Raw genomic sequence first — 26,630 nt, 5'->3', positions numbered from 1 at the left:
CACTTTATGAATGGCACAAACCGGGTCAGCGATGCGCGGTCGGGTGCGTTTTAAGGGACGACTGACCACCCCGTTATTGTGCAACGCGTCAGCATAATGCTTAGACTCGTCGCTTGCCTCCTCCAGCACAAACCCGCATGATGTGTGCAAAATCAAAACCTTGCTGACACCTCAATCGAAAGGGCCACAATGGAAGCATTCAATTCGTTCCTGGAAACAGCGAACTCCTATCTTTGGCACAACAATATGCTCTACCTCATGGTGGGCGTGGGCGTGCTGTTCACTGTTTGGTCCTTTTTTGGTCAGTTTCGGGCGCTGACCCACGGTACCAAGGTGATTCGCGGGGCCTACGACGACCCCAACGATCCGGGCGCGATCAACCACTTCCAGGCGCTGTCGGGGGCCCTCTCGGCCACCGTAGGCCTTGGCAACATCGGTGGCGTCGCCTTGGCCATCAGCCTTGGCGGTCCAGGTGCCGTGTTTTGGATGTGGGTGATCGGTTTTTTGGGCATGGCGATCAAACTCACCGAAGTGACGCAGTCGATGCTCTATCGCAACACTGACGATCCCGAAAACCCGCACGGCGGCCCGATGTGGGTGGCCTCGAAAGGGATTAAGCGCGCCTACCCCAATCTCGCCTGGTTGGGTTCGCTGATCGGCGGCGTGTTCTGCATCATGCTGCTCATCTCCACCATCACCGGCGGCAACATGTTTCAAGCGTGGAATGTCGCCGAGCTCAACGAAACGTATTTTGGAATCCCAGGTTGGATCACAGGCGTGGTCATGGCCACCTTGGTGGGTCTGGTGATTATTGGCGGCATCAGCCGCATCGGGAAAGTGGCAGGGTTTCTTGTGCCAATCATGGTCGCGCTTTACCTGCTGGCCGGCACGTTTGTGCTCATTAAAAACGCCGGAGCAATTCCGGATGTGTTTCGACTGATCTTCTATTCCGCGTTTAATCCCACTGAAGCCACCGGCGCGTTTGTGGGTGGCACCATGGCCTCAGCGCTACTGTTTGGTATGAAACGCGCCATCTTTTCCAATGAAGCGGGTCAGGGGAGTTCGCCGGTCATTCACTCCGCAGCCAAAACCGATGAGCCGGTACGCGAAGGGCTGGTGGCGGGACTCGAACCGTTTATCGACACCATCGTCGTCTGTACCTTTACCGCCCTGATCATCCTCAGCACTGGTGTTTGGAATCGTGGCGCAGAAGGCGTCTACGACACCGCGCCTGCGATTGTGCCCGTTGGCGCGAGTCAGTTTTCGATTGATGACACGCCGGCTCCAGTCTCGCAATCCAGTGACTGGCAGGTGGGGCAATCGGTGTTCATGATTGTGGCCGGTGACGAAGACGAGCGGCGCGGCAACAACCTGCATCAGCTATTTGGTCAGGTTGTGGACAAGAACGGTGAGAAGTACATCGATTGGAGTACGATCGAATCGCGTACCACGCCGAGCCTCGAAAAGGCCGAGGTCTATGCGTCACTCGGTGGCGCGACGCTCACCGCGCGGGCATTCGATTCGGCCGCCAATGGACTGGGCAAATGGCTGGTGACTATTGCCTCGCTGATGTTCGCGATCTCGACCATGATTTCGTGGAGCTACTACGGCGAGCAGTGCATTGTGTACTTGCTGGGTGAAAAATCCGTGCTCGCCTATAAGTTCGTTTTCTGCCTGCTTATTGTGGTGGCCACTCTCGGACTGATCGAAACTGATCGGGCACTTGATAACCTCACGAGCTTCGGCACAGGGGTGGCGGTGCTTGCCAACATTCCGATCATGCTCATCTTTGGCCGCCAGGCGATGCGGGCGTATCACAACTATTTCAAACGCGTGAAAGCGGGGCAGGCCGAACCGGGTAAAGGTACGCCGGCTCCGAGCATTGATGACATCATCGACGGTAAGGCTTAGCCAACACCCCGATAAAAAACGCCCGCACGAGCACAGGAAACGGTGCGCGTGGGGGCGTTCTTTTAGGTGATCGCGTCGGTTTGCGTCACTTGATTTGCGCGAACGCATCGAGCGCTATTTGACGCGCAGCCTTTCGATCGATGAGTGGTTTGGGATAGGTTTTACCTAGCGTCACGTTCGCACTTGCCAACACATTCGCTGGCGCTTCGGCGGGATTGTGTAGCCATTTGTTCGGCAAGTCGGCGAGCTCCGGCACCCAGCGGCGCACGTAGTCGCCATCTTTGTCGAACTTCTCGCCCTGCAAGATGGGGTTAAAAATTCGAAAATACGGTGCGGCATCGGCTCCGCAGCCAGCCACCCACTGCCAGCTCGCAGAATTCGCCGCCAGATCCGCATCGACAAGTGTGTCCCAGAACCACGCGGCGCCTTGCTGCCACGGTATGAGCAAATCTTTGACCAAAAACGATCCTACGATCATACGCACGCGATTGTGCATCCAACCGGTGGCCCAGAGTTCGCGCATACCCGCATCGACAATCGGAAACCCGGTTTGACCGGTTTGCCACGCCCGCAGCCGTTTGGCGTTTTTCTTCCACGGAAAACGCTCGAAGTTTTCCCGAAACGGTTTGGTAGGCAGCTCGGGAAATTGCGTCAACAGGTGATACGAAAACTCGCGCCAGCCGATTTCCGACAGGTAGGTGTCGGCCCCTTTGCTCGGCCCGCGCCGGTGCGCGACATGCGTGGTGGTGGCATGCCACACCTGCGCCGGACTGATCTGGCCATAGTGCAAATACGGCGACAGCCGTGATGTACCTTTTTTCGAGGGTAAATTACGCGCGTCGTTGTAGCGCTCAACATCGTTTTCGAGAAACTGCTCAAGCGACTGGTGTGCGGCCTCTTCGGTCGGCGTCCATGTGGCCTGCATTTCGCCTGCCCAATTGGGTTGAGTCGGTAGTAGCGCCCAGTCGTCGACTGAATCGCTGGTGGGTTGCGACGACGCAAACCGAATCGTCTCCGGCGCGGCCAACGGCGGAGACGGTGGTGTTTGCGCAAGACAATTACGCCAAAACGGGGTGAACACTTTAAACGGGGTACCGCCTTTGGTACGCAACTGATTGGGGTCAAACAGTATGTTGCCTGCAAAACGACGCACGGTAATACCATCCGCAGTCAAGTCCGCATGGAGCTGCGTTTCCACGTCGGCCATAAACGGCTCATAGTGACGACTAAAGTACAGCGCACTCGCGTCGCTTTCTTTAACCAGTGTCGGCAGGACGTCGGCATAACGACCCGCTCGTAAAATGAGACGCCCGCCGCGCTGACGAAGCTGTGCATCAAGATCCACTAAAGCGTGATGTAGCCACCAGCGGCTTGCGCCTCCGATTCGATGCCTACCCGGCGTGTGTTGGTCATACACGTAGCAGCACACCACCTCATGCCCTGCCTCTAACGCACGGGTGAGTGGACGATGGTCACAAAGCCGCAGATCTTGTCGATACCAAATGAGCGTAGTGGGCATGGCGTATCACTGTGTTCGCGTCGCATAAAAGCGACTGGAGAATTCGGCGGGCTGGTGTTTAGCGCGTCGAAGCGAAGTGTACGCCAAGGGAGTGAATCAGTGGTGATAGCGCGAACGTCATCGCAAAAGCAAAACGGGCAAAGCGATACTCCGCTTTACCCGTTGGTCACTATTCGTTTTATTTTTTTGCAATCGCCTAAAACCAGACAACCTTCGCCGGCTCTTAGAGGGCGTTCAGCAAGCCGTCTGACCAACCGTCAGGCTACTGGTCAGTCCGGCGCGGCCCACAATCCACCAAGAAATCGAAGAGCCGGCTGAAGCACCGTTAATGTATCGCAGTGCATCACAACGGCCCATAAATGGAATGTTAGGCTTTGTAAACTCCCATCTAAACAATCAATTGCAAGAATACGCGGCCGTCAAAGGATGAAGGTCTCTTGGCATGGTTGCGCAATTTCTCTTTTTCTCATGAAATTTTTATTAATTTTCTTTCTTGTGGTAAAGTACAGCCATGGACAAATCACCGCAACTATCGAGTCACGACTACCGGGTGGTGCTCACCAAAGCCGTGCTGAATGCCCAGCAGCTCATGGGTTTGAGCAAAACCGCGCTCGCACGGGTGCTCGGCATTAGCCCAGCCTCGGTCACGCGCATGGCCGGCGGTCAGTTTTTGCTGGGCACCGACAGCAAAGAGTGGGAGTTAGCCACACTGCTCGTGCGACTTTATCGCGGTCTTGACGCGATCATGGCCGGCGATGAGGCCGCCATGCGCGGCTGGCTCACCCATCACAATCACGACCTGGACGGTCAACCTGACCAGCTCATCCATCACATCACCGGATTGGTCGACTGCGTTGCCTACGTGGACGCCTTCCGCGCTCGAGTCTGACGTTGCACCGCTCGCTGGCAAGGCCTGGCGAGTGGTGGAACATCAGCACACACACGCGACACGCAAACTCGTCGACACGCAGCACGAGCAGATGCTGCTCGAAGACATACTCGAGCAGTCAAAACCACAATACCCCCAAGCGGTGGCGCACTTTGATTACTTATTAAAAACACCCTTTCGCTATTTGCCGGTCAATCGCTATGGGTCGCGCTTTCGGCGTGCGGGCAGTCGTGACGGGGTTTTTTACGCGTCCAAAGCCCTGCCCACCGCACTGGCTGAAACCGCGTTTTATCGTATTCGCTTTTTCAACGGCACCGAGTCCGACATGTTGCCCCGCCCGCGCGCCCAGCTCACCGCGTTCACCATCGCGTTTGACACGGCTCGGCATATTGATCTTCGACAACCGCCGCTGAATCGCGATCGCGAAAAATGGATGAGTCTCACACACTATCAAGACACCCAAGCACTCGGGGATGTGGCGCGTGAGGCGCGCGTTGAGCTCATCGCCTATGCGTCGGTTCGAGCGCCCAACGCTGGGGTAAACTACGCATTGCTATCGCCTGCCGCGTTTCAAGGCACTCAACCCATTGATCGCCAAACATGGTATTTCTATCTCAGCCCTCTCGAGGCGCATTTTTCGCGCGCGCTAGCCACCGGCCCTGACGACCACTGCATCTTCGATCGCGCGCGGTTTGATGCCATGCCGACACTATCCGCCTGAGCATCGCGGAGGGTTGGGGCGTGGTTGTCGCCAGACGTTGAGGCGCAGAACGATCTCTTGGCGAATGGGCCATCGCTGCGTTCGGCCCTCATCGCACACGTAATCGCCGTGCGCGTGAGTTCACCTGACGACCATCCGTTGCGAACACCCCACCCGCTCGCGCTTCTTACACTCACGCAACCTGTCGCGAGCGCCTCTCACTGAGTCTCGCACAGCGCAGAATGATTCGATCATTGCAGTCGCTTCAAATCACGCCCAAGCGACGGTTTGTTGGTAGACTTGGCGCACCTGACCCGTTACCACCACGGCCACGCTCTCATGCCAAAGTATTCCGGTGAGCCCGACTTTCGACACGGACAGCACACGCGAATTGGTGTGCTGCTAGCCAATCTCGGCAGTCCGGACGAAGCCACCACCGCGTCGGTGCGACGCTACCTCGCCGAATTTCTGATGGACCCACGCGTGGTGGAGGTGCCACGCTTGCTCTGGCGCATTATTTTGCATGGTGTGATCTTGCGTATCCGCCCCCGCCGCAGTGCGGCCGCCTACCAAACGGTGTGGGAGAAGGAGGGCTCGCCGCTTATCCGAATATCCAAAGACCAGATGCGCGGTGTGGCCGAACGCCTGCAGCGCCGCTTTGGTGATCATGTCGCCGTCGATCTGGCCATGCGCTACGGCAACCCGTCGGTGCCCGACGCGTTGGCGCGCCTCAATCAACAAAACGTGCGGCAGCTACTTGTGCTGCCGCTCTATCCTCAATACTCCGCGGTCACCAGTGCCTCTACGTTTGATGCGGTAGCGGCGGTGTTCACCCACAAACGCTGGATCCCGGAGTTGCGCATGATCAATCAGTATCACGATCATCCGGGCTACATTCAGGCGTTGGCTCGCTCGGTGCGAGACTACTGGGCCGAGCACGGCCAAGGCGAACGCCTGCTGCTGTCGTTTCACGGCATTCCAAAGCGCTATCTCACCAACGGCGATCCGTATCATTGTCAGTGCCACAAAACCGCACGTTTGCTGGCGGCCGAACTGCAGCTTGATGACACCCAATGGGCTGTCGCATTTCAATCGCGCTTGGGTCGTGAGGAATGGCTGCGTCCGTACACCGGCGATACCGTTGAACAATGGGCCAAAGAAGGGCTTCAAAAAATCGATTCGCTGTGTCCAGGCTTCTCCGCCGACTGCCTGGAAACACTCGAAGAAATGGTGGTGGAGTATGGCGACCTTTTCAAGGAACACGGGGGCGATGAGCTGCGTTACATTCCGTGTCTGAATGACGCCGATGCGCATTTGGATTTCCTCACCCATCTCATCCTTGAGAACCTCGAGCCCTGGGCGTCGAATATAGACGCGCTCAACAGCGAAACGGAACGTGAGGCATCGAATCGCCGCGCCAAAGCGCTCGACTCGCCGGTGTAGTGACATGGATTGCGAGTTCTTGGTCATGACCTACGCTCGCCGGTGCGCGCTACCCGCACTCTTTTAACTCGAGTTGATCCGCGACATGACGCCACTGCTTGAGCTCAGTCTATGCACCACCGATATTTTGCGCGACATGGGCCGCTTTTCCGATCTTGGTTTTGAGGAATATCCGGTGAATGAGTCGGTGCCACATCCGTACGGTGTGATGGGCGACGGGCGTTTTTTTGCCGGCCTTCATGGCGCTGACTTTGCTTCCCCCACGCTCACCTACGTGGTGCCGAACCTCGTCCGTATCGTGCCTGCGCTATCGGATCTTGAAATTGAATTTGAGCGCGCGGATCTTGGCGACGACCAGTTTAATCAAATCAGCTTTTACGACCCGGGTAATCAGCGTATCAACCTCATTGAAGCGCGAACCTTCTCGCCCGCCTACGCCGACACAGAAGCATCGCACACGCTCGGCGCGTTTCAGGGGATTGAGCTCCCGCATAGCGATGCCCGCCAGGCCTTTTGGGAACAACTTCAGCTTGTCGTGGAAACCATGACGCAACAATCGGTGGACGCCGAATCCGTACCGCTTGTGGACGTTCATCCCGATCGCGCACGCCTTACGGTGCGGTATCGCGGTGATCTGGATACCCTAATCATGCACAGCGCTCAGCAAGGTTGGCGCCACTTCTCGGTCACCGCTGACAACGAAGGGCTGTATCGAACAGATCACCAGTTTGATTTTGTGATTCAGTCTGCTTCGTCATAAACATGCGGTCGTTCTTTCAGGTATTGATCGATGTTCGATCTCTGCGGGTGGCTTGGCGCCCAAGCCGGCGACGCACAACCGAGTGCGATGACGATGGTTGAGCAACTGAGCTTCGGCTGGCGTAGCACACTCATGGGCGGTGTACTCTTTCCCATTATCGCCAGCGCCTTACTGCTTTGGGTGGGCGCGGCCGACCGCCGCGCCGTGCGCTGGCTGGTGGCCTTGATGCTCGCCACGCTGTCGTCGTGCATTCCGTTCTTCATCGGTTTTGCCGGCGCCTACGATATTTGGCCAAACCTCACGTTTTTGCCAGTCGACGCCTCGTTGAGTTTCGCACCGCTACTCTACCTCTATGTCTACAGCAGCTTCGTCGACCAGCCCCCAGGCTGGCGTCGTTGGCTTTTGCTGCCTGTCGCCTTGCACCTGGCGTACCAGTTTGGCGCCTTCACGCTGATTGACGGCTATCAGGCCAAGTGGGCCTACACCGATCGTTTCCATCAGCCGTACGTTGAGCCCTTTGTCCGCGTGCTATCAATTACGTTGTCGTTAGGCTGTGCGGTGGCCATTCATCGACTCTACCAGTCTTACTCAGCGTGGCTTCCGACCACGCGCGCCGACGACGACAACTATCGCCCGCTTTGGCTACGACTCTTCATTTGGATGTGGGGCGCTGTGGGCGTGCTGTGGATCGGCATCACTATCATGGAGTTGAGCGACAGCTACAATTACCGCGGTCGTTACTGGCTCATCATCGCATCGCTGCTCGCCGTATTGCTAATCCTTCTTGAGACACTCGCACGCAGTCGCACGCCTTTTCCCAAGATGCCGCTGACGGACGAAGTCGATGAGCAAGCACGCCAAGAACGCAAGGAGCACCCCAACCGGTCGCAAGACTGGCCAGCCATCGGACGACAACTGAAAGAACGGGTGGAATCGGAAAGGTGGTTCTTGGAGAGTGATTTTTCGCTCGCTGAGCTTGCACAACGCACGGGACTTAATCGCTCCTACGCTTCCCGTGCACTGAACGAAGGGCTTCAGCAGAACTTTTCAGAATTCGTCAACACCCTGCGAATCGACACCGCGCGTCAACTGCTCGCTGATGTCGATCGGCCGCTGCTCGACGTTGCCTTCCAGTCCGGCTTCGGCTCCAAAGCGAGTTTCAATCGAGTGTTTCGGGCAGCGATGCTGTGTACGCCGAGTCAGTATCGCAAAAGAGTTGATTCGACCGGCTAAAAAATAGTCCAATACGCCATCGAGTTTGTGAACCCATACGATCTATGACAACCATCAGCCTCATCGTGATTGCCATTACCACCGGACTTCTAGCCGGTGCAATTGTTTTCCAATCGGCCATCGTTGCGCCAGCCGTGTTCAAGACGCTCGGCGCAGAGGGTGCCCGTGACTTTTTGCGCGCCCTGTTCCCGCGCCTGTTCCGATTCGGTATTGCCTCCGGTCTTACGATCAGCGTGTTCGCAATTCTGTTAATGGTGCTCGACGGCGCCGGACGATCTACGGTATTGCTCATTGTTGCCGGCGTTGGCATCGCCATCGCACAATCGGTTGCCTTGAAGCTCGTACCAGCAATTAACGCCGCCCGGGATTTAGGTAGCGACGGGGCGGCGCGTTTTCACCGACTTCACACTTACAGCGTCGCGCTGACCCTGATCGCTTTGTTAATTGCGCTGATCGCATTAGGTGCATTTGGTGCCACCACCACTTTGCCTTAGAAGGTTAGATCGGCATTGGGGCTCGCTCCGTCCATCAGGCGCCGACGCCATCAAGCGTCCTGCGTTTGCTTCGGCATTCCCTGAGTACTGTGAATCGCACTAGCGAGCGCCTCAACGAGGCGAGAAGGACTAAACGGTTTAGCGACATAGGTCACGCCAGGACGTACGAGGTCGCGATTCGCCAGGTCTGACGACATATAGCCCGAGCACAGCAGCACTGGCCGACCTGGATGGTGTTTGAGGAATTCGTCGATAATTTCTGAAGACGGTGCACCCGGCATGACCCCATCAATACACGCCGCAACAAAGTCGGTGTTTTCAATGGCGAGCTGTTTTCCTTCGTCGCCATCAGCGGCTTCGGTGACATCGTATCCACAGTTGCGTATGGCCTGTGCCATCACGGCACGCACGTTAATCTCATCCTCGGCGAGCAGAACTGTGCCGGTCGACTTCACGGTGCTGACCTGGCTCAGGCGTTGCGGTGTTTTTGCCGACGCCTTTTCAGCGGGCCACGTAATGGTGAATGAGCTTCCCACACCAACCTGCGACTGAACGTCGAGCGTGCCGTTGCTGTCATTAATAATATCCGCCACCAAATGAAGACCAAGCCCTGTGCCCATGCCGCCTTTCTTTGTTGTATAAAACGGCTCGAAAATTCGATCTCGCTTCGCATCGGTAATGCCACAACCGGTGTCGGTGACATTCAGTACAGCCGTATTTCCGCTTTTGGTTAACGACAGGGAAATCGTGCCGTCATCGTCAATGGCATCTCGTGCATTAGTTACAAGATTAAACAGCAGTCGACGCAATGCCATGCTGCCGATACGTACCGCGACGTCCGGTTGTATTGTCGCTTCGAGCGTAATCGACTCCGGCAGCATACGCCGCAATAGCGTGGTGGCCACATCGACATTGGCAGACAAGTCATAGATGGGATAGCGACCATCGTTTCCCACCCCTGGGCCCACGCCGTCAAATTGCGTGGCAAGCGCCTCCGCGTAATCGACCGCGTCCGCGAGCGTTAACACGGCGTCGGCAATCTGCTCGTCGGAAAGATCGTCGGCTGACAGAAGGTCAGACGCCATTACTACGGCGTGTATCGCGTTGCGTAGATCGTGAATAACCGTTCCGGCAGCCTGACCCGCTACCTCGGAGCGCTCAGAGCGGTTTCGTTGTGATTCCATTTTCAGAAGTCGGGCGCCTTCTTCGGCCTCTCTTAGGCGCATCGATTCGACCCGTTTCAAGGCATCTTTTTCGGCTAAAACGCTGTTGGCCGTATGTGTCAGCACGCCCACCACACTGCGCGACAGGATCAACCCGAACAACGCGACTTGCGGAGCAAACCGGTACCAGTTTGCCGCCAACGACACATCGCCATTCGCCAGTGGTGGTAAGTAAAACGGTCCTGAACGCAAATAGCCGGCTAACAGCAGCGCACCGGTCACGCCAATCAGGGCAATGAGACCGTCCCAGCGTTTACCCAGCAACGCCGCCCAGATCACCGCGGTGGCCACCGCGATCATGGCGGATACGAGTGTGTAGGACGTGGCAAAGACGATCGTCACGCCCACCCACGAGAGCGCCACAATCAGGAGGATAAACGACACGCGAGGCGACAGGTCTTTCTTCCAGCCGGACAACGACGTCAAGATCACCGCTGGGCCGCCTGTGATTAAAAAGACCGGAATCATCTGAGGCAGTAACAGCGCAACAGCCGTCAAAATAGTCGCCACTACCCCTGTGGTGACACGAGCGAGTTTAACCACTACCTCGTGTTGCCATTGGGGGGTGTCGGGGGTATCACCCGACCAATTTATGTCAGGTGTGACGGAGGTCTGATGGGGACCGAGCTCATGACGGTGAAGAACATGCGACGTTGGCCAAATCGAGTTTGGGTCAACCTCGGCAAAAACAATAGGTGATACCAAAGGTAGAATAACCAGCGCTCGCGTGCCGTATTCCTCATCGCTCTCTAAACGCAATTCCCCGCCCGCTTGTTCAGCGATGGCGTGCGCAACAGAGAGACCCAGACCACTGCGAGCAGAGTCGCGCGAGTAAAACGGGTCGATCGCCCTTGCCAAGGAATCCGGACTCATGCCGCGGCCGTTATCTTCAATCGCCAAGACGGTCCGCGTGATGGTGGATTCGTTTTTGTCGTGATAGAGCGCTGCCGTTATTCGAATCTGACCCGACTGACTGATCGCCTCGGCGGCATTGAGCACCAGATTGAGTAACATTTGCTGAAACGATTTGGGATCGATTAAAACGTTGAGTTGCTCTACCGAATGAAAACGCAGATCGACATCGTTGGGCACCACGTGAGCATGCGTGCTCGAAAACTCACGTAGCACATCCGCAAGATTGATCAGTCTCGCATCCGGTTCGTCCCGTCGGCTAAAAATCATGAGATCACTGGTGGCTTTTAGCGTGCCGTCAAACGCATCCTGAACCTGCTCTTTCGCACGCTGCCGATTCTCGACAGACGCATCAACCTGCACAGTTTCTAGTGCAGACCGCACGACGGTCAGCGCGTTGTTAAACAGATGGGCAAGCCCGCCTGAGAGTTGCCCGACGGCCTGAATTATTTGTGTGCGTCTCAGCTCGCGTTCTACGCCAAGACGCGTCGTCCGAGCCTGCATCGCCGCTTCTCGTAGCAATTTTGCTTGAGCAAGCTCGCGATGGGCGCTCGCGTAGCGATTGTTCACTTCGCGTGTCACGTATCGAACGACGATGACAAACGTCAGGCAAATCGCGGAAAACAACACCGTGGCGCTGAGCCAGTTGCGCATCACACTCGGATCGTGATCGGGCGTGCTGATTGCCAGTAGACCGATATCGGTCGCATAACCCGCCACCAAAAAACCCACGGTGGTTATAACCACCATTGAAATCATTGCCGCTCGGCCAAGCAACAAGCCGGCAACCACCAGCACAAGTGGGTAGCCGCTACCGAATGAGGGACCGAATCCGCGGGTTACCAGTACCGAAATAACGGTACACAGCAGCACGGCAAACAGAATCCAGCTGCGAGTTTTGATACTGACTGTTTTGATCAGCGGTAACACACCAACCGTGATACCGATCGCCAGCAAGATGCCAGAGACTTTGGCCATGTACCCAGCGATGGCCAGAAACAGAAACGGTGCAATTAGGTGTACGGCCGCTGTTGCAATGCAAATAACATTGAACAGACACTTTCGCCATCGCTCGGGGTCGTCTACACCGTCCACAATGGGCAAAGAGTGATCATTTGATATAGGAGGCGCAAATTTGTTTCCCATCGCCTCCCCGATTGAACACCTGCGACAAGACTAGAATAGCACGTCAAATCCACGATGAAATACAGAAGAACCCCACTGTCGAGCGTTGGGGAAATAATTCCTTTCACTAGGCGATTGTTCCACCTATCAACCCATCGCGATCAGTGTTTGCATCGCTGAAATGATCCTGATCATGGCCAACCAACGCCCTGGCGAACCAGTACCCCGCCGCTATCAATACGATCGCCAACCATTTACGATCGCAACCTGAACACCAATTAGTTCCGCTTGAAACTCTGGAGCCTCACCATGCAAACCAAACCACCGCTGCCCCCGTTCGATGTCGAATCGGCGACCAAAAAAGTCCGCATGGCAGAGGATGCCTGGAATACAAGAGACCCTGAAAAAGTTTCGCTCGTGTACACACCTGACACCGTCTGGCGCAATCGCAGCGAGTTCCCGGTTGGCCGTGATCAAGTCGTTGCGTTTCTGCGCCAAAAATGGGCGCGAGAACTCGACTACCGATTGATCAAGGAACTGTGGGCCTGTCGCGATAATCGAATCGCCGTACGGTTCGCCTATGAATGCCACGACGAGTCCGGCCAGTGGTTTCGGTCTTACGGCAACGAAAACTGGGAGTTTAACGAGCAAGGTTTCATGAAGCGGCGCTTTGCAAGCATCAATGATCTAGCGATAAAAGAGGAAGATCGGCTGTTTCATTGGGACTTAGGACGACGGCCCGATGATCATGCCTCATTGAGCGATCTTGGTCTCTAATCCCAACCGCGAGGAACAAATTTCCTGACGCTGACGGTGATTAAGTGAACACGGAGCCTGTCCCATTAGCGATGCATTTCTAACTTGGGATTTTCTAAGTTAATTTGCTGTTCGCGGTTTATTGCAGCTGGTTTGTCGTCGAAGCGTTCATGAGACCGCTCTTCGTTGTCTTCGCGCATCCATTCGCTCGCAATCGACCGCTCTCAACGTCGCGAGCAGCATTTCACTTCGACCAGCGCATAAGCAACTAACACGAAAAAGGTGCCACACGCTGCCGTAACGACTCTAGCCTCTTTGGCGCAGGATGCCGATCCAGATTCGACGGAGAGTAATCTGATCAAATCAGAACGATACTGTTGCAACGAACATTAACACCTAGACACTTTCAGGCGCTGAGCTACTGCCACACCGGCTACTTTTGCTAAATTCGTATTTATATGTAGCAAATAATATTCTTTTTCTGACGTTTGGCTTCACTTGTTGACGATTTTCAAATGAGACCACTATCGAATCAATCTGATCGTATAAGTCAGAACTGCAGATTTCTTTCTCAATTGCAGTGACCACTTTATTAGAAAGTCTTTTCTCGATTTCAATATCACTACCGGTTACACCTTCGATATCAAACAAACTAACAATTAGAAAGTTGGGGTTCTTGATCGATACACTAGCGCTGCCCCCGGGCGTTTGCTGATCGATAACTTCGACCAGGTGCTTTTGAGACTCACTCATAGCACGGGACTGAACAAAGGGACCGGTTGGGGTATTCGGCGAACAGCCGGTAAGAACAATCCAGAAAAATAGGGGTACACCCAGGGCATTTATACAACTCTTCATGGATTCTATAACTCCGTCAGGAATCGATCTGCACAGTTGAAACTCTGCATCTCCATAGATCACCTATTGCAAGAGACCTGCATTTGCGCAGAACCACCGAATCCAAAACATCATCATTCGTTTGCGCTTTTAGAAAAAGCCAAACGAATAACGATCGTCATCGAACTCGAACTCACTGACCATAGCATCGCTAAGTATAAGACCCACTTCTATTCCACAATATTTACACAGATCTAAATCCAACTGAGGCTAGAAAATATCTGTAATATCACCGCCAACATAACACTTAACCAGGCGAGAAAAAAAATACGAGACTAATACTGTACAAAACCGCTCCTGCCAGATGCTGCCTATTCTTTTTAGATAAACGATTACGTGTTTCCTTGGCGCCAAGGCTTTCCTTTTCGACTTCTCTAGTTACAACATTCGAAGTAACCCACAAAACTGCATTTATAAAGTTAAAAATCCGGAATGGCAGTATTACACTCATGTACAGCTTACGGTTCGCTTGGCGATCCCAAACCAGACGGAATTATTTTCCCGGTCGAAACTCTAATTCGATACTTGAATGCGTTTTCATAATCAAGCTCCGTCATATCAGGATTAATCTTTATCAGATTGATAAGCGCAATATCATCATTGACTTCCCACGTGACCGCGTAATTATCAACGCACCGCCGCCCGCAATGCCCATCTATCTCGCTCATGGCTAGTGACAGACTGGGCAGAAAGCGCGCGTGAACTCTGGCCACAGAGAGAATGTTTTGATATAGGGTTCCCCCAAACCGATCCGGATAGTCCCTAGCACTGAGCTCATCTCTTGATAATTTGACTATAGTATCGTTTTCAAACGAATATTCGTATCCATATACAGTAGTTTTGTTCGAAGCACAGGTAGCGCATTCTTTCACAGGAAAGCGGAACAGAACCGCGAAATTTAAGGCGTCTATCTCGTAAATTTCGACAACATGAAAAAGAAGGTCGTATTGATCAAATCCATGCTTAGCAGACCGAAAAACCTTGGAAGCCGCCATCATCTTCTTTCCATGAAGGATATTGTTTTTCTCGGCTTCAAAAATAAGATCTGCATCCACTTCCATTCCGTTCCAATATTTCCCAGCATCAATGGCTAACGAAGAGCTATGAGATGACGATACGATTAATACAACTATTGCTAAAAAAAAACGACTCACCTGTTAATTTCCTCCTTGCGTAGGGTCTGGGTGTTGAAATACGTTTCGTGTAGCGTTGACCATAAATACAGAAATCCCTAAGTCGTTTGCCACTGATATATCTCCGCGGTTACCGGGAATAGCGCTTGTCCCGTGAAAGGTCGACTCGTTCGCACCTGTGCTCGGATCAACTCCAACAGAGAGATTTAAGCTAAATGAACCGGTATTTTCTGGACCCGATAAAGGCAAATCGTCAGTGTGATTATGAACGAACCCTACAATCGTTTCTTCAGAATATTGTTTGAGAAGTGTTGCAATATCCACTTGCCCATCATCGTACTGAGTAATTAAGTCTGTAATATGAAAACTACCGTCCTTCTCATATATTAGAGCTGCGAACTCGAAACGATCAGATAAGCCTGTTCCAAGAATAGCTGCAATTGCGGCGTAAGCTGCATGCCTCATTGATGAGAACCCCTTATTCGGCTTCGCAATCACTATAATTTCCTCAACAGGCCCCGGTGTTTCCTGGCTGTTTCCTTCATGGCTACCTGAACTAGACTGACCGAAATCTGTACCAGGCTCTCCTGAACTATTGTTGCCTCCACGCGAACCTCGCGAACCACCTTGGCTTAATTGCCCCAGGGATCCTGGGGGAGATTCGATCCCTCCTGGTGCATCGGGTGTTGCAGTAGTCAAAGTTTCTTCCAGATTGTTGGAGTCTGTGTATCCAGTCGGGTCTATCCGCGAAAGTGGATTGTTCTGAACATATGAATAGCGATTAAAAGACTGACTATCTATAGGATGAGGTATAAATGGATCCGCACTTATCATCCTGCCAACAACGGGATCATAAACACGGCCGTTCATATGAATCAGATTAAGTTCACGTAAATGTTCGTGATCGGTAAACCCCCGTGTCGTCGTTTCCCAATCCAGCCCTTCCGGAAGAGACACGTTGTCGTACTCCCATGTGTCCGCCATTCTACGTAAACCAAACGCATCGTAATTAAATTCTGCGACGAGTTCGCCATTCGAATCTGTTATGGCATCAATGCTCCCAAGATGATCGGTATGAAAGTACTGCACATGTCGACCAAGCTCGGCTGATCGACCGGGTCCAGGGTGACCCAGGCTAAAGTACGTCGGAAAGAGTGCAAAATCGACGTAGTTTATTGCACCATCACCATTAAAATCTGCGTGTTCGTTGTAATTTGGATCACCCAATTGGGTCAAGTGATGGGTCAGATAAATTGATGTGTCCAGAAAGTTGACGGCGCCATCGTTATTCAAATCAGGATCGCAGATGTTACCGAATCCATCTCCATTGGTGTCTCGTTGATTCTCGTTATCGACTAATGTGCAGTTATCGCTCGCATCAACAATACTGTCTCCGTCTGTGTTCTCCGTGGCTTCGATGTCACTGAGCGTCGCGATCCGCTCGCCGTTAGCAAAGATGTAATGCCGATAACCAACCACAGGGAGGCTATTGGCTTGCAATATACTGGTATGGCGCTCGAATAAGCCGCCGATATAGAGCGTTTCTGCATTCTCGTTAAATAGGGTCTCGACCTGTCGATAACGCTGATAGTTTGCGTCGTAATACAGATTTGATGCGGCATTTGACCCGCGCTTAATCTGCGACGGTTTATCAAAGCTGGTCCACGAAATGGTATTCGTTGGGCTACCCCGGTAGATCATGTTGCCATTGTCGTCATAGTCAAACGTTTGCACAACATCGCCACCGTCTTTTATCTCGGTGACCGCATGAGGCCCTCCGTTAGTTCCAGCGGTTTCATACAAATACGTATCCCCTAAATTTGTTTTCTTCTTGATATTGCCATTATCGAAGTAGTCCAGTTGCAACAAGCACTCCGGCGCATTGCCAGCGCACGTGCCCACTTTGGCCTCTGTCAGACGATAGCGAGAATCGTACTTAAAATTTTCGACAAGATCGGCTGTCATACTGCCGGTCATATGCCGTGTCCGCTTCTCCAGATTCCCCACTTTATCCCAGACATAGGAATAGTCCCTGAACTTGGTGCCCCCGTTTTCGGACTCAATATCACTCACTCGACTACTGGCCTCATCACGAGTTCGAGTGTTGGTCACACCATTACCATACTGGGTTTTTTCTATACCGCCCCATACGTCACGAGATTTAAGTTGGTAGTACCAAACGTTCATGTTGTCCTTGTTCGACACGCGTTTGACTACGCCATTCTCATACTCATATTTCACACCGAAGGGTGTCGCCGAGTGCGTCGAGTCTGGGTATGTGATCGTGTTCAGCTGGCCCACGGAGTCGTAGTCCTGTTCGACAATGAAAGTCCCCGCCACCGGAAATCCACTGAAGGTACTGATCGTTGTGTCAGTTTGATCAATCCTTCCTAAACTGTCGTAAAAATACTCAACCTTTGGTCCGTTCGCACCAGGATTCTGTTGATGCGACTTCATTCTAGAGAAACCGTTGTCCAGTGTCTTATCGGTATAATAAGTAAATACACTGTCGATACCGCTATCAATAATGGTGCCATTTGTATCGCGAATCAGGCCATCCGTGCGTTTTACCAATCGACCTAAGTCATCGTACTCGTAAATGCGTTCTTGATCCTTCGCGTCTTTCATTCAGACTAATGCATGCGAATTCAGTACTGGAAGACTCACGATGGGCTCAACCACTCGCCTAGCGCACATCGAAACATCACCCCACCACGTCTCAAATCGTAAAAAGCGCTGATTTTCATGCGTTTTGAGGCGCAGAAGACGAAACGGGCTGGTTAACTTACGACTCCATCAGTCGAGGATGTCACTATGATTCCAGCCCGTTTGCTAACTACCGTATTCACGCTGTGTGTACTGACGGTAGCGTCACTCTCCAGTGCCGACGAACCGAACACCGCCGCACCCGCTAGTGCGTGGCTGTCGACAGCGCAGATCCAGCGCGATGTCGCGCTGGCCAAGGAAACCTATGAGCGCGTGCATCCTGGCTATTTGCGGTATGCCACGGCCGACGACATGCACGATCGCTGGCAGCAGATCATCGATGTAGCGGTAGAGAAAGAAGGGCTCTCTGTCGGTCAATTTTATTTGATGTTGAGCAAGACGCTGACCGCGATTCGCTGCGATCACACAAAAGCAGAACTACCGACCGCGCTGCGCGACGACCGTAATGCAACACCGGTTTACTTCCCCGCCCAGATCGATTTGATCGAACGCCGTGGCTTTATACGTCGGGCCCCCGTCGGCAGCCCACTGAAGCCCAACGACGAGATTATGCGTATCGATGGTCGGACGTTGTCCGATTGGCTCGATGCAGTTGAGCCCTACATTCCGATGGACGGCTATACGCCCTGGGCGCGCAATGCGGGCCTGACCGCATCGCTTGAATTTATGGGCGGCGCGCTCGATCATTTCGGCGCCTTGCTGTTCGATATCCAACCTGTCGCATCGGTGCAGATCAAGCGTATGGATGCGGAGTCAGGCAAATCGGGGAAGCTTATTACGCTTGACGTGCCGCGCATCACACACAAAGAGTGGCTCGCACTTGGACTGGATAGCGGCGTCGGTTACTTAGACGTACCCACCCAGACCGCAGCGAATTTTAAAGATGGGGTGCATGTTCGGATCCACAACACCACGGCCTATTTGCGTGTCGATACGTTCGTCAATTATCGCGATCCGGTCGAGCCCGATGCCATCCTCAACCCGGTGTTTACACGCCTTAAAGCGGCTGGCGTATCAACGCTGGTACTCGACTTGCGTCGCAACGGGGGTGGCTCGACCGACGCCAAAAATCGATTGCTGGCTTACTTGCTGCCGAAGACGGTTCGTCCCGTCCGCGAGAAGCGGGTGAAGACGCTCGATCTCGATGGGCTGCGAGAACACCTGTGGACCTGGGACAAGCGCGCGCTCAATCCCAATCCGCTTGGCTTTCGGAAAAACGACGACGGAACCTACACGCTTCGTGCCTTTGTCAGCGACGACCTGGATAAAGTCAAACCGGCAAAAGACGCCTTCAACGGCAGCATCATCGCGCTGACGAGCAACGCCAACTCATCGGGCTCGACGAACTTGCTCGCCATATTGAAAGAGCACACCGATGTGACACTGGTGGGCGAGCGCACAGGCGGCAGCGCCGAAGGGCCAACAGCCGGGCTGTTGTTTACGCTGACGCTGCCTGAAAGTCAGATAAAAGCCCGCGTGCCGTTCTTCCGGCAGTTCAATAATGTTGAGTCATTCGAGCAAGGTCTGGGCTTGTCGCCGGATGTGCTGGCGCACCAAACCGTCGACGATTACCTAAACGGGCGCGACACCGTACTGCTCAAAGCAATGAGTCTCGCGCAGCCTTAACCCTTCACGGTGGGTCGAGGCGCTACTTCGGTAGCGCCTCGATCACCACGCTGTAGGTATAGGTATAACCGTCGGTTGAAGCACCCTCGGCGTAATCGCCCTCGGTGTTGGTCGTCAACAAATACCGCCCCGCTGTCGCGAGCGTTAACTCGCAGCGCCCCAGGGCATTGGTGGTGCACGTCGACGTCGCATCATGTCCGTCACTACCCTCGGCGTACACAAGCACGTCCTGATCGGCCAACGGCGCGCCATCGCTGAGTACACGAATGACAAAGTCCTTGTCAGCGTGTAGATCGTTGGGGTGTTGATCGAACACGATCTCAATCGGATCACCGGTCGGTTTCAATACGCTCTTGGTCAGCGATCCCAGCGACACATACGAGACCGACTTTTGAAAATACAGGCGCGAACTCACCACCTCATGCCCGCTGAACGCGTCACGCGAGCCCGGCTGCCACTGCTCTTTCTCATTCAGTTTAATTTTGGTCCACGCCATCCGATCTTCTATCGCCTCTAAGCGATACGTGCCGGGATCGGTCAGCTCGATCTCGCCCACGGTGCGAGTCTTGCCAAGAAACAGGTGGGGAATACTTTTCTTAAAGCCATCCGGCCCCACTATCCACCAAACGTAATAGCTGCTGGGACCCGAGCTTGGAATAAAACGGCGATCACTGAAGGCGTGATCGAAACTCAGCCACGCGCTTTCGCCACTCTCCAGATTAAAGTTCGGCGCCAACCACTGCACGTGTGCGTGGCTTGTTGCGGTCAACAACAACAGGCTGAACACACCGGTCAGCGCCAAATGACGATATTGCCTTGATGATCGATTCGTGTGATTCGGCACAGCTCCCCCCTTTTTAAAACGGCGTTCCTCTCGGACTTAATGTTACAAAATAACATAATGTCGTTTCGAAACGGGAATAGCACTCGCGCCGCCAACGAGGGCATGGCGATCCAAATTGGTGGCAACCGCTCTACCCCGTGAGAAAAAAATCGACGCCATTCCCGACGCGCACCCCCCATTCTGCGGCATCGCACGACCAAAAATCCGTCAGAACCCAGCCCGCCACCGACCCCAATCCGAGATTATTGACCCGATCACTGGTTTTTTTGCGCCTATCAAGACGACATCGTGAAAAGCGTGTTGCTAACAGGGCGACAGCGCTTTCGCAAAACACACGCATGAATTTGACATAAATTTGTGTAACGCAGGCGCAAGCAGTCGACTGCTTGCCAAAACAACAACAACATTGTGCACGTCGCAAAGGGCGCAGCACGAACACCTTAAGAAGGGGCTTCACATGAAATGGTACACATATGCACTTTGGCTGATCGCACTCGCACTACCTGCAAACGCGCAGGTGTTCGACGATGAATCACTGTTCCTCGCAGCGCTCACTAATTCGACCATCATCGACACGTCCAACTTTATCGGTAACACAACATTTGGCATTAGCCCAGCAGTTGCCGGAGCCGATTTCTTTGGGCCGGACGCGGAAGTACGAAGCGATGACCTCATATTAAATGGGTCGGGGTTTCATGGCCTGTCTACACCCCACGTCGGCCTTAACTTTTCACCCGCCGTCAATGCGGTGGGCGTGACCTCCAACCCCGTCGACGGTGGACGTATACAACTGTATTCCGGCCCGAATGGTACCGGCACGTTACTCAGCGAAACGGATTTTGGGGGGACCAACAGCTTTCAATTCACTGGCGTGATCACCACCAGCGACATTGGATCGGTCGTGTTCACCTGTGACTTTAATCAAGATCTAGCTTGCGGCCTTCGCGATCCAATGTTTGGTACCGCCAGTGCCTTAGTGGATTCCGATGGCGATGGCGTTGACGACTCGGTCGACAACTGTTTGTTGGCTCCCAATCCGTCTCAAGTGGACAGTGACAGTGATTCGTTTGGTAACGCTTGTGATGCTGACTTTAATAATGACGGCATCACCAACTTCCTCGATTTGGTGTTGTTATCGCCCGCATTCCTATCGACGGATCCGGTCTTTGATCTCAACGCCGATGGTGTGGTGAATTTCTTGGATATCGCCCTATTCTCGGGCTTGTTCTTAACGGCACCTGGGCCTGGCGCCACCGGATAGGCCACAACCAATGGGTTCTGCGCGCACGTCCAGCGGCGCGCAGTGCCCGGTTGGCGCTTACTCCACCGCGATTAGCAAACTCTCTTGCGTGCGATTGATGCTGTCAAATCGCGCGCCCGTAATCTCATACACCCATGGCCCGTTGCGGTTTTTAATGTCGTCGGCCTCCTGCTGACGGTCGGCCAGATCGGCGTCGGTCAACACAAAGGGCTGAGCGTTTTCGTCGCTAGGCTGCGGTGTAAACTCAGTAGCGATAGCGGCATCAAAACGCGAGCCAATCGACAGCCAATATTGCGGTTCCTTCGTAGGTCCGTCGTCACTGTCCACAGGCTCTGTGTAAAACAGAATCACTTCAATTACGACGCCGTTGAACAAGGTGTACACGGCCGACATGCGTTGGTATGCATTGACCGGAAACGCAACCGCTCGCGTGACATTCTGAAAGGTCAACCCGGTTAAACCACGACCCAGGCCGCGAACAGGCACATCGCTGAGCGCACGACCCTCGGGCATACCGTCGAGCACAAAGGCGTCGCCACGCGCCGATTTGCTGATCGTGACCACTTCGCCATTCGTGGCTTGAATTTGCACGGACTGGACATCCGCGGCATCGATGTCGAGCACGCTGGTTTGCAGCCATAACGGAACGTTGACCTCCGCGCTTAACATCGGCGTCACAAGAAACGACTCCGCTTCACCCGCGCGGCGCACAAAAGTCGAGCCGCCAAACCGGCCCGATTGATTTCCAATCAACAACTCGTAGGTTTTCGACGGTGCTGTAATCGACAGCTTTACAGCCCGCGAATCGTCTTGGGAGAGATCCTGCACACCGATTTGGTCGTACAACTCGGGATTCGAGGTCTTCGCCTCACTCACGGTGGCATCGGCAGCGGCCACCAGCAGGTTGCCGACCATTTTGCTGTTGGCATAGAACCGACTCTTTTCACGCACCGTCCACTGGCCATTGGTCTGCTCGATGGTCACCGTATCACCCGCCGCATTGGCGAGCGCCAGTTCCGACACGTCATCCAGCTCCTGAGCAAGACCCGATAGCAACACCTCACCGGCCTGGTTGGTCTCGACATCGTTTTGGCTCATCCAAATGAACAGCGCCGCCGCCACAACCACAAGTCCCAGGATGCCAACTGTTTTTGCGTTCATGCGATTTTCCTTTTCTTTCTCGCAGCTAACACGATCACAATAATAATCAGCAACAGGGGAACGAGCGCCGCATTCAGCACCTTAATCGTTGTTCCGAGCCGTTTAATATCGCGATCGAGATTGCGACGCACCTCGCGAAGGTTCTTGCGAATCTGCGCTTTCTGCGCGATAAAACTGTCGATCTCTGCCTGTTGCTCGGGCGTCATCATCATCGACCCTGTGTCGGTGCGCGCCGACTGGAGCTCACCCAGACGCTGCTCGGTGGTCGCCAGCTCCACCTGAAGCTGCTCTTCGGTTTGGCGGTAGCGCTCATCGGCCTGCACTTTGAGCTCTTCAACCCGCTTGAACGGACGCCGGTAGGTTTCGCGGCCTCGAATGCTGATGAGGTCGGCATTGCCGGTAAGATTATCCAACGCGTTGAACACAAAATCGCCGTTACTGGCGAACGAATTTACGAGGCGCTGGCCGAAGAACTGTTGAACGCTCACCCAGAACGGATCCAAAAGCACGTCCGTATCCGCCACCACAATCGCATTGATTTGGCCAGACACCACGCCGTTTCCGGCAGCAGCCCGTTCCGCAAACGCGGATGCAGACTCCCCCGCCACGCGCGCAGCCAGCACATGCAACGTCTCGTCAGGTTGAAAATTATCCTGGATATCGGCCGGATCTTGCGAGAACAGCAGGCTTTGTGCACCCATCAGTCCGGAGTCGCGCGTGGTTGTGATCAGCGGCGAAAGCGTGAGTGCCGCGTCATCGGTCGCACGCAAGCTCCCGGCATAGCCAAAATTAATCGCATTCAACCCGCCGGTCACCACGTCGTCGGAATCAAGCAGTTCTTCATCGATGCCAAGCAGACCAAGATGCCGCACCTGCCCCACACCGTCGGGTGCCCGCACATTGAGCGCCAATAGCTGATCTGCCACAAACTGCTCGGCCGTGAACTCGACACCCCATGCCGTAAACAACGGTCCGAGATTCGACGCCCGGCTTTGAAATTGCGCCACCGGATTGTTCGGGTCAGGCGGTGGTTGGTCGCTGTCAGCATGAGGATCCACGAAGATCAACGCGCGTCCACCGCGCAGCATGAACTGGTCAATGGCATACAGCGTGTCGTCGCTCAGGCCCTTGGGGTGCACGATCATGAGCACATCAATTTGGTCGTCAATAGCCGTCGCCGCGAGGTCGATGTCACGAATCTCAAACAGCTGTTCAAATTGACTGATGACGGTCCAAGGCGGCATCGGCTGGCGCGTAACGGGGTTGAGCCCACCGCGCACCGGCAGCGACGACATCAAACCCACCACGGTTTTTTTCGGGTTAGCCAGCGAATACACAAGCTTCGTAAGATCGTATTCAAGAAACGCCTCTTTGCTGGCGTCAAAAAACGGAATGACACTCTGATCGTCCACGGCGTTTGTGCCCACCAAACCAAAATACACGGTGTCACCGGCCGTACTGACGGGCACCGCTTGAACACCCGCGCTCGCCGCTTCATCTTCTTCTTCGGAGAACGGCAGCGGATCGATGACCTGCAGCTTTATCTTGCCGCGCGCGCGCTGCTCATATTCTTCGAGCGTTTCTTGTACGCGTCGCGCATAGCCGCGTATCTGCGGCAACTGTTCGGTGCCCGTATCGGAAAAGTAGTAGTAAAGACTGATGGGTTCTTCGATGTTGGCGAGCACGTTACGTGTGCCGTCCGACATCGTGTAGAGCTGATTTTCGGTTAGATCGAAGCGCACACCCTTAAAAAGGGTATTGCTGAGCAATACAGCGATCACCAGCAGCGCCGCCAACAGTAACAGCCCCGGTACACTCCATACTTTTTTCGTGGCGTTATTCATCGCTGATTAATCCGATTTCCTAAGGTCCAATATCACGGCATTGCAGTACAGCCAGAAACTGATGATCAGGCCAAAATAGACCAGGTCGCGAAGATCGATTACGCCTTTGATAATGGACGTGTAATGCGACAAAAAGCTCATGGACGCGACCGTATCCACAATCACCTGGGGCGCCCATAACTGGAGCAGGTTGAGCATACTCGGCATGCCGGCCAAGACAAAACCCAGGCAAACCACGATGCTGAGCACAAACGCGATCACCTGATTGCGCGTCAACGCCGATAGACAGGCGCCGATACTCAAAAACGCGCCGCTCATTAGAAAGCTGCCTAGGTAGGAAGCCACGATCACACCGTTATCTGGGTCACCCAGGTAGTTCACGGTGATCCAAATCGGAAACGTGAGCATCAACGCGATGCCAGTGAAGACCCAAGCCGCCAAAAACTTACCGATCACCGCTTGACCGATGGTCACGGGTAGCGAAATCAGCAATTCGATGGTGCCCGTTTTGCGCTCTTCGGCCCACATGCGCATCGATAAAGCCGGCACCAAAAACAAATAGAGAAAAGGATGAAACTGGAAAAAGGGCATTAAATCTGCCTGTCCCCGCTCATAAAAACCGCCGAACGCGAACGTAAACATCGCGGCCAACAGTAAAAAGATCACAATGAACACCAGCGCCAGTGGCGTGGCAAAGTAGCTGTTGAGCTCGCGACGAAATATCGCCATCACACTATTCATGAGCGCTCCTTGTCGGCCAGCGTAATGGTCCGAAACACCTCATCGAGCTGCCCCTCTAACAGTTGCGCCGACTCAAGAACAATGCCGCGATCTTTGGCCAGTGCGGCCACGTCCGCCAGCAGATTTTGGCCTGCCGCCGGCACAACGCGCAGACACCCCTTTTCGCGACTCACTTTATCGACCGTCGTCTGCGCCCTCAGCGCCGCGGCGAAACCGTCAAGTTGATGGTCGTCGACAGGCTTCAACAACAGCTCGTTATGACCCGGGGCCTGCGCTTTTAGTTGCGACGGCGTACTGTCGGCCAGAATTTTGCCACGAGCAATAATAATGGCGCGCGTACAGACGGCCGACACCTCTTCGAGAATATGGGTCGACACAATAATAGTCTTGTCGGCCGCCATTCGTTGAATAAGCTGCCGCACCTCGTGCTTTTGATTGGGATCCAGTCCGTCGGTCGGCTCGTCCAAAATAAGAATACCGGGATCGTGCAAAATCGCTTGTGCCAAGCCAACCCGTCGCTTGAAGCCCTTCGATAAGGTATCGATCGTTTGATGCAGCACTGGCTCAAGGTGTAGCTCGGCGACAACCTCATCGATACGACGCCGGGCTTGGTCGGCGTCCATACCGCGCACTTGGCCAATAAATCGCAGAAAGTCGAGTGGAATCATTTCGCCGTATGCCGGCGCGCCTTCGGGCAGGTAGCCGATGCGCTGTTTACAGGCCACGGGATGGTCGACCACATTGAGGCCGTCGATAAGGGCCTTGCCGCGTGTCGGCGTCACAAAGCCCGCCAACATTTTCATGGTCGTCGATTTGCCGGCACCATTTGGGCCCAAAAAACCCAGCACCTCGCCCGGTTCAACTTTAAAACTCACGCCATCTACCGCACGCAATACGCCGTAGTGCTTCTCGAGTTGATGTGTTTCGATCATCATGTCGTCCAGACCCTTCCCGTTGGTCGATGATTTGCGCGTAACCCGCAGCGCGAAAATTTATCAAACCGACGGGAATTTTCAACCGCGGCCAATCGGCATACGCAGCCCGTCATGCAAGGTACTCAAGTCCGATCCTGCGCGTGCACCGTTCAGTGTCGATGATTTAGTCGCCCGGCTTTGAGCCGGCTGGCTCACTGGCAGGGCCGAATGGCATCGGTTACACTTCATTTCCTCTTAATATTGTCGGAATCTCAGATGGATAAGCTCAGTCAAGAAAGCATCGAAGACGTTCGCCAGCATTTTGGTTTTTTTGACCGCGATGGCAATGGATTTATTGACGTCAAAGAGTTCATCAAGTTACTGCAGACCATCTCACCCTCTGCCACGGAAGAGCAGGCGGTCAAGGGTTTTGACATTGTCGATGAAAATCAAGATGGACTCATCGAGTTCGACGAATTTCTCGAATGGTGGCGTTCGGTCTGGTACGAGTTTTAGC

Annotated in this window: 21 protein-coding genes; 11 read left to right on the top strand and 10 right to left on the bottom strand. The window is 54.1% G+C overall.

All coding sequences use genetic code 11. The annotated features are described in order from the left end of the window. Positions 1–189 precede the first annotated feature (189 nt). A complete protein-coding gene (locus AAF465_01880) occupies positions 190–1,911 on the top strand; it encodes an amino acid carrier protein (protein MEM7081473.1) in 1,722 nt (573 codons plus the stop codon). Between the two features lie 85 nt (positions 1,912–1,996). Here the strand turns inward: AAF465_01880 and AAF465_01875 are convergent, their stop codons facing one another. Next, entirely contained in the window at positions 1,997–3,430 is a 1,434-nt protein-coding gene (locus AAF465_01875) for a deoxyribodipyrimidine photo-lyase (protein MEM7081472.1), read from the bottom strand. Between the two features lie 511 nt (positions 3,431–3,941). Here AAF465_01875 and AAF465_01870 point away from each other — a divergent pair. From AAF465_01870 to AAF465_01845, 6 genes are all read left to right on the top strand, one after another. Next, positions 3,942–4,319, top strand: a complete 378-nt coding sequence (locus AAF465_01870) for an antitoxin Xre-like helix-turn-helix domain-containing protein (protein MEM7081471.1) — start codon at positions 3,942–3,944, stop codon at positions 4,317–4,319. After that, positions 4,285–5,040: an RES family NAD+ phosphorylase gene (locus tag AAF465_01865; GenBank protein MEM7081470.1), complete on the top strand. Its 756-nt coding sequence runs from the start codon at positions 4,285–4,287 to the stop codon at positions 5,038–5,040. The genes AAF465_01870 and AAF465_01865 overlap by 35 nt, the downstream gene beginning before the upstream one ends. Positions 5,041–5,358: 318 nt before the next feature. Then, on the top strand, positions 5,359–6,462 hold the full coding sequence (hemH, locus tag AAF465_01860) for a ferrochelatase (GenBank protein ID MEM7081469.1): 1,104 nt from the start codon (positions 5,359–5,361) through the stop codon (positions 6,460–6,462). An 85-nt stretch (positions 6,463–6,547) separates the two neighbouring features. After that, on the top strand, positions 6,548–7,222 hold the full coding sequence (locus AAF465_01855) for a hypothetical protein (GenBank protein MEM7081468.1): 675 nt from the start codon (positions 6,548–6,550) through the stop codon (positions 7,220–7,222). Positions 7,223–7,252: 30 nt separating this feature from the next. Next, the gene (locus AAF465_01850; protein ID MEM7081467.1) at positions 7,253–8,455 is read left to right on the top strand and encodes an AraC family transcriptional regulator; all 1,203 of its coding nucleotides are present in this window, start codon (positions 7,253–7,255) and stop codon (positions 8,453–8,455) included. 44 nt (positions 8,456–8,499) lie between these two features. Continuing rightward, a complete protein-coding gene (locus tag AAF465_01845) occupies positions 8,500–8,949 on the top strand; it encodes a DUF4149 domain-containing protein (GenBank protein MEM7081466.1) in 450 nt (149 codons plus the stop codon). 50 nt (positions 8,950–8,999) lie between these two features. Here the strand turns inward: AAF465_01845 and AAF465_01840 are convergent, their stop codons facing one another. After that, entirely contained in the window at positions 9,000–12,230 is a 3,231-nt protein-coding gene (locus AAF465_01840; protein MEM7081465.1) for an ATP-binding protein, read from the bottom strand. Positions 12,231–12,518: 288 nt separating this feature from the next. On the opposite strand from AAF465_01840, the gene AAF465_01835 reads away from it, so the two are divergent. Next, positions 12,519–12,986, top strand: a complete 468-nt coding sequence (locus AAF465_01835) for a nuclear transport factor 2 family protein (GenBank protein MEM7081464.1) — start codon at positions 12,519–12,521, stop codon at positions 12,984–12,986. Positions 12,987–13,361: 375 nt separating this feature from the next. Here the strand turns inward: AAF465_01835 and AAF465_01830 are convergent, their stop codons facing one another. From AAF465_01830 to AAF465_01820, 3 genes are all read right to left on the bottom strand, one after another. Further along, complete coding sequence (locus AAF465_01830; protein ID MEM7081463.1) at positions 13,362–13,823, bottom strand: hypothetical protein; 462 nt, start codon at positions 13,821–13,823, stop codon at positions 13,362–13,364. A gap of 497 nt (positions 13,824–14,320) precedes the next feature. Then, positions 14,321–15,016, bottom strand: a complete 696-nt coding sequence (locus AAF465_01825) for a hypothetical protein (GenBank protein MEM7081462.1) — start codon at positions 15,014–15,016, stop codon at positions 14,321–14,323. Between the two features lie 3 nt (positions 15,017–15,019). Beyond that, complete coding sequence (locus tag AAF465_01820; protein ID MEM7081461.1) at positions 15,020–17,623, bottom strand: RHS repeat-associated core domain-containing protein; 2,604 nt, start codon at positions 17,621–17,623, stop codon at positions 15,020–15,022. Between the two features lie 186 nt (positions 17,624–17,809). Between AAF465_01820 and AAF465_01815 the strand changes: the two genes are divergently transcribed. Then, positions 17,810–19,348 (top strand): S41 family peptidase, encoded by a 1,539-nt coding sequence (locus AAF465_01815; GenBank protein MEM7081460.1) that lies wholly within the window; start codon positions 17,810–17,812, stop codon positions 19,346–19,348. A gap of 22 nt (positions 19,349–19,370) precedes the next feature. Here AAF465_01815 and AAF465_01810 read toward each other — a convergent pair whose 3' ends face one another. Further along, positions 19,371–20,192 (bottom strand): DUF4198 domain-containing protein, encoded by an 822-nt coding sequence (locus tag AAF465_01810; protein ID MEM7081459.1) that lies wholly within the window; start codon positions 20,190–20,192, stop codon positions 19,371–19,373. Positions 20,193–20,649: 457 nt separating this feature from the next. On the opposite strand from AAF465_01810, the gene AAF465_01805 reads away from it, so the two are divergent. After that, positions 20,650–21,453, top strand: a complete 804-nt coding sequence (locus AAF465_01805) for a thrombospondin type 3 repeat-containing protein (protein MEM7081458.1) — start codon at positions 20,650–20,652, stop codon at positions 21,451–21,453. Positions 21,454–21,510: 57 nt separating this feature from the next. Here AAF465_01805 and AAF465_01800 read toward each other — a convergent pair whose 3' ends face one another. The 4 genes from AAF465_01800 to AAF465_01785 are packed head-to-tail and all read right to left on the bottom strand — an operon-like array spanning position 21,511 to position 26,131. Next, the gene (locus tag AAF465_01800; GenBank protein ID MEM7081457.1) at positions 21,511–22,614 is read right to left on the bottom strand and encodes a DUF4340 domain-containing protein; all 1,104 of its coding nucleotides are present in this window, start codon (positions 22,612–22,614) and stop codon (positions 21,511–21,513) included. Then, positions 22,611–24,458: a Gldg family protein gene (locus AAF465_01795; protein ID MEM7081456.1), complete on the bottom strand. Its 1,848-nt coding sequence runs from the start codon at positions 24,456–24,458 to the stop codon at positions 22,611–22,613. The genes AAF465_01800 and AAF465_01795 overlap by 4 nt, the downstream gene beginning before the upstream one ends. A gap of 6 nt (positions 24,459–24,464) precedes the next feature. Then, the gene (locus tag AAF465_01790; GenBank protein ID MEM7081455.1) at positions 24,465–25,199 is read right to left on the bottom strand and encodes an ABC transporter permease; all 735 of its coding nucleotides are present in this window, start codon (positions 25,197–25,199) and stop codon (positions 24,465–24,467) included. Next, a complete protein-coding gene (locus AAF465_01785; GenBank protein ID MEM7081454.1) occupies positions 25,196–26,131 on the bottom strand; it encodes an ABC transporter ATP-binding protein in 936 nt (311 codons plus the stop codon). The genes AAF465_01790 and AAF465_01785 overlap by 4 nt, the downstream gene beginning before the upstream one ends. A 258-nt stretch (positions 26,132–26,389) precedes the next feature. Here AAF465_01785 and AAF465_01780 point away from each other — a divergent pair, with 258 nt between their 5' ends. Beyond that, the gene (locus AAF465_01780) at positions 26,390–26,629 is read left to right on the top strand and encodes an EF-hand domain-containing protein (GenBank protein MEM7081453.1); all 240 of its coding nucleotides are present in this window, start codon (positions 26,390–26,392) and stop codon (positions 26,627–26,629) included. Position 26,630 lies beyond the last annotated feature (1 nt).

It is taken from the genome of Pseudomonadota bacterium, assembly GCA_039028935.1.
Taxonomy (GTDB): domain Bacteria; phylum Pseudomonadota; class Gammaproteobacteria; order Steroidobacterales; family SZUA-146; genus SZUA-146.
Note: the sequence above shows the minus strand (reverse complement) of the source record. Positions and strands in the feature narration are given on the sequence as shown.